We start from the raw sequence: 4,530 nt of genomic DNA, 5'->3' as shown, positions 1-4,530 counted from the left end.
ACCGGGAACAGCTCGGTGCTGCCGACCACCGGCAGCGTCGGCTGCGGCACCTCGAACGCGGTCTTCGCGCCGCCGGCCGCGCGGGTGTCGGTGGCGCAACCGGCCACGGCGCCCAGGCCCATTGCCGCGCCGGTGGAAATCAGGTGTCGTCGGTCCATGCGTGTCTCCTGTCTTGTTGGCAAACCGCCATTGACCCGCGCCTGCGCGGCGCTGTCAATTTCCCCGCGACGGCGAACACCTGTGCAAAAAACGAGCTTGACGGCCGATCGGGAGGCCGTGCTACATTCGCGCCCATGCGTTTCGTCCCGTCCTACTTCTTTGCCTACTTTTGGTTCTCGCACCGCCCGGCGGAGGAGAGGTCAGCGCGTAGGCTGTAAGACACAAACGCAAAGAACTCACCAAACCGCCGGGTCTCCCCGGCGGTTTTTTTTTGCCCCCGCAGTTTTCACCGTCCATCCCAGCAGGAGATCACGCTCATGAACGCCAAGTCCGCCAGCGCCACGGAGGGTTGGTATGCGCCCATCGACAAGACAGGCCAGACCGACGACGAAAGGATCCAGGACGTGACTCCGCTGCCCCCGCCCGAACACCTGGTTCGCTTCTTCCCGATCCGCGGCACCGCCGCCGAAACGCTGATCGCCGACACGCGCCAGCGCATCAAGAACATCGTCGCCGGCCGCGATGACCGCCTGCTCGTCGTGATGGGCCCCTGCTCGATCCACGACCCGGTCGCCGCCGTCGACTACGCCCGCAAGCTGCGCGAACAGCGCCTGAAATACGCCGACACGCTCGAGATCGTGATGCGCGTCTACTTCGAGAAGCCGCGCACCACCGTCGGCTGGAAGGGCCTGATCAACGATCCCTACCTCGACGAGAGCTACCGCATCGACGAGGGCCTGCGCATCGCGCGCCAGCTGCTGACCGAGATCAACCGCCTGGGCATGCCGGCCGGCAGCGAGTTCCTCGACGTGATCTCGCCGCAGTACATCGGCGACCTGATCTCATGGGGCGCGATCGGCGCGCGCACCACCGAGAGCCAGGTGCACCGCGAGCTGGCCTCGGGCCTGTCGGCGCCGATCGGCTTCAAGAACGGCACCGACGGCAACATCCGAATCGCCACCGACGCGATCCAGGCCGCGGCCCGCGCGCACCACTTCCTGTCGGTGCACAAGAACGGCCAGGTCGCGATCGTCGAGACGCGCGGCAACCCCGACTGCCACGTGATCCTGCGCGGCGGCAAGACGCCCAACTACGACGCCGTTCACGTCGAGGCCGCCTGCAAGGACCTCGAAGCCGCCAAGCTGAACCCGTCGCTGATGGTCGACTGCTCGCACGCCAACAGCAGCAAGCAGCACGAGCGCCAGATCGACGTCGCGCGCGACATCGCCGGCCAGGTCGCCGGGGGCAGCCGCCGCATCTTCGGCGTGATGGTCGAGAGCCACCTGAACGCCGGGGCGCAGAAGTTCAGCGCCGGCAAGGACGATCCGGCCCAGCTCGCCTACGGGCAGAGCATCACCGACGCCTGCATCGGCTGGAACGATTCGCTGACGGTGCTCGACGTGCTGCACCAGGCCGTGAAGGCGCGCCGCCGCTGAACGGACGGGGCCGACCCCGCGTCTGCGCATGTAAGGTCGGTCACGCAGATGTAGCGCGGGTAAGCCCTGGCAAGAAGTCTGGCTGCAGCAGGCCGGATCGGGTGCAATCGACGTCCGATCCACTTGCCCGGGGGCACGCCATGACCACGCCGCACCGCATTCGCAGCAGCCTGCTGGCCCTGACGCTGGGTGGCGCGGCGCTGCTGGCCTCGGCAGTGACGCCGGCGGCCGAGCCCTCGGCCAAGGACAAGGCCGCGATGGAAGCCGTGTTCACCCGCGTCGACGTGAACGGCGATGGCAAGCTGTCGCGCGAGGAGGCCGAGCGCCTGCCGGTGATCGCATCGATGTTCGACAAGCTCGATGCCGACCACGATGGCCAGCTGACGCTCGCGGAGTTCGCGGTCGGGTACTACGCGGCGCCCTGACGGCGCCGCTCAGTCAGCGTCTCTGGCCAGCCGCTCGCTGCGCCAGTACACATCGTCGCCGCCCAGCCCGTCGAGGTTGGCGCGGTTCAGCACGCGCGCCAGCACGAACAGCAGGTCGCTCAGCCGATTCAGGTACTGCCGCGGTTCGGCACGCACCGCTTCCTGCGCCCCCAGCGCCACCACCGCGCGCTCGGCGCGGCGCGCGATGGTGCGCCCCACGTGCGCGATCGCCGCGCTGCGCGTGCCCGCCGGCAGGATGAACTCCTTCAGCCGGGGCAGCGCCGCATTGTGGTGGGCCAGCGCCTCGTCCAGGCGCAGCACCGCATCGCCCTTCAGCAGCTCGTAGCCGGGGATCGACAGCTCGCCGCCGAGGTTGAACAGCTCGTGCTGGATCACGACCAGCAGCTCGCGCACCTCGTCGGGCAGCGGCTCGGCGAGCAGCACGCCGAGCGTCGAGTTCAGCTCGTCGACATCGCCCATCGCCTGCACGCGCAGGTGGTCCTTCGGCACGCGCGTGCCGTCGCCGAGGCCGGTGCTGCCGTCGTCACCGGTGCGGGTGGCGATCTGGGTGAGTCGATTCGCCATGCTCAGGGCTGCTGCTGCGGCTGCGCCTGGATCTGTGCCGCCTTGGCTCGCATCACGTACTGCTGGTAGGCCGGCAGCGCGATCGCCGCGACGATACCGAGCACGATGAACGCCGGGAAGACCCAGGCCAGGATCTTCACCGAGCGGGTGTTCGGCGGCGGCGGTGCACCGTACTCGTTGCTGCCCGGCGTACCGGCCTTGAAGAGCCAGATCAGCGCGACGAACGGAATGATCGCGAGCAGCACCGTCCAGCCGCTCCAGCCCATGTCGTGCGAGCGTTGGATCATCATCATCACGGCCCAGACGGCATAGACGATGCCGACCACGCCGTACACGGCCACCATCACGAACGGCGATTGCGTCACCGCCGCGATCACGCCGGCCACGATGAACACCGGCAGCATCAGCAGGTAGCTCGCACCGAGGTAGGCGAGGTAGCGCAGGCGGCCGATGCGCCCGCGCGCCGACCACAGGTTGATCGGCTGGACCTCGCCCGATGCACGGTCGATGTCGGCGACGGCCGCGCGCGGCGGTTGGTACGGGTTGGCGGACGGATTGGCGGTGGCCATGCAGGGGTTCTCCTCGGGATGATGTGGTGTCGTAGGCCGGGGATCGGCGCGGCCATCGTAGCGGAGCCCTCGTGTCGCGCCTAGCACCCCGAGTGGGGATTCTGGGGGGATGACGCGAGCGGATGGGGGCCGCTACAGCAGCCGCGAGCGCTTCACCGCGTGGTACCGGTTCACCAGCGCCACCGGCAGGTCGCGCGGCTCCACGTCCACCGACAGCGCGTCCTGCCCGGTCACGCGCCGGAAGGCATCGCGCCGCGCCTGCTCGAACCAGTGCGCGCCGGCCACCTCGACCGCCCGCTCGGCCACCCCCAGCGGCTGGCCCGCGATCTCGCGCAGCACCCGCTCGCGCAGGCTCGCCACCAGCACCAGGTGGCGCGTGCGCATCAGCTTCAGCGCCGGGGCCAGCTCGGCCGCATCCTCGTCGCGGAAGTTGGTCAGCATGATCACCAGCGCCCGCTTGCGCTGCAGCCGCATCACGTCGCGCGCCGCCTCGAGGTAGTCGGAGTGGTCGGTGCCGGGCTCGATGTCGTACAGCCGCGCCATCATCGCGTTCAGCGTCGCCGCCCCCTTGCGCGGCGCGAAGCGGCGCTGCTGCCCCGGCGCATGGCCGAAGCTCAGCGCGCCGACCTCGTCGCCCTCCTTCAGCGCAACGTGGGTCAGCAGCATCAGCGCGTTCAGCGCCTGGTCGAAGTGGCCGCCGTCGGCGCTCGTCGCCCCCTCGTCGGCCCGCATCCGCCGGCCGCAGTCGAGCAGGAACAGCACGCACTGGTCGCGCTCGTCCTGGAACTGCCGCACGATCGGCCGGCCGTGGCGCAGCGTCGCCTTCCAGTCGATGTGGCGCACCGGGTCGCCGCTCTGGTAGTCGGCAAGCTGCTTGAAATCAGTGCCCTCGCCGCGCTGCGCATAGGTCTTGATGCCGATCTGCGACAGCCGCCGGTCGCCGGCCAGCCACGCATAGCGCGCGACCGCCGCGAAGTTCGGGTACACGTGCAGCAGCTGCGGCTCGCCCAGCAGGTGCAGCCATTCGAAGCTGCCGCCGCGCGAGCGCAGCCGCAGCTGCGTGCCGCCGAAGCGCACCCGGCCGCGCCGGCGCGGCGTCACGCGGTAGCGCAGCTCGATGCGCCGGCGCCCCGGCAGGCGGAACGTGCGCGGCAGGCCGTCGAAGTCGAGCGTGCCGTCCAGCTCGTCGAACACGCTGCCGCGCCAGCCGAGGGTCGCCGTGTTGACGAGGTTGAGCACCAGCTCGCGCGGCACGCCGATCGCGAGCGCCTGCGGCAGCCGCCGCTCCAGCCGCAGCGGCGCGCGCGCCCAGCTGCGGCGCGTGTGCCACAGGTCGGCCAGCGCCCAGGCCAGCCC

Annotated in this window: 5 protein-coding genes; 2 read left to right on the top strand and 3 right to left on the bottom strand. The window is 70.1% G+C overall.

Going from position 1 to position 4,530, the window contains the following annotated elements; genetic code table 11:
• Positions 1 to 476: 476 nt before the first annotated feature.
• On the top strand, positions 477 to 1,595 hold the full coding sequence (locus AC1D1T_RS30235; protein ID WP_047508163.1) for a 3-deoxy-7-phosphoheptulonate synthase: 1,119 nt from the start codon (positions 477 to 479) through the stop codon (positions 1,593 to 1,595).
• Positions 1,596 to 1,735: 140 nt separating this feature from the next.
• Entirely contained in the window at positions 1,736 to 2,020 is a 285-nt protein-coding gene (locus AC1D1T_RS30230; RefSeq protein WP_047508166.1) for an EF-hand domain-containing protein, read from the top strand.
• Positions 2,021 to 2,029: 9 nt separating this feature from the next.
• Here the strand turns inward: AC1D1T_RS30230 and AC1D1T_RS30225 are convergent, their stop codons facing one another.
• The 3 genes from AC1D1T_RS30225 to AC1D1T_RS30215 form a co-directional block, all read right to left on the bottom strand.
• Positions 2,030 to 2,605, bottom strand: coding sequence for a cob(I)yrinic acid a,c-diamide adenosyltransferase (locus AC1D1T_RS30225; RefSeq protein ID WP_047508167.1), 576 nt, complete (start codon positions 2,603 to 2,605; stop codon positions 2,030 to 2,032).
• Positions 2,606 to 2,607: 2 nt separating this feature from the next.
• On the bottom strand, positions 2,608 to 3,174 hold the full coding sequence (locus AC1D1T_RS30220) for a DUF805 domain-containing protein (RefSeq protein WP_477824731.1): 567 nt from the start codon (positions 3,172 to 3,174) through the stop codon (positions 2,608 to 2,610).
• A 132-nt stretch (positions 3,175 to 3,306) separates the two neighbouring features.
• On the bottom strand, positions 3,307 to 4,530 hold a 1,224-nt coding region (locus AC1D1T_RS30215; RefSeq protein WP_477993131.1), incomplete at its 5' end, for a DUF58 domain-containing protein.

The organism is Rhizobacter sp. P2_H3, assembly GCF_056403355.1.
This window is presented reverse-complemented; position numbering and strand designations above follow the sequence as displayed.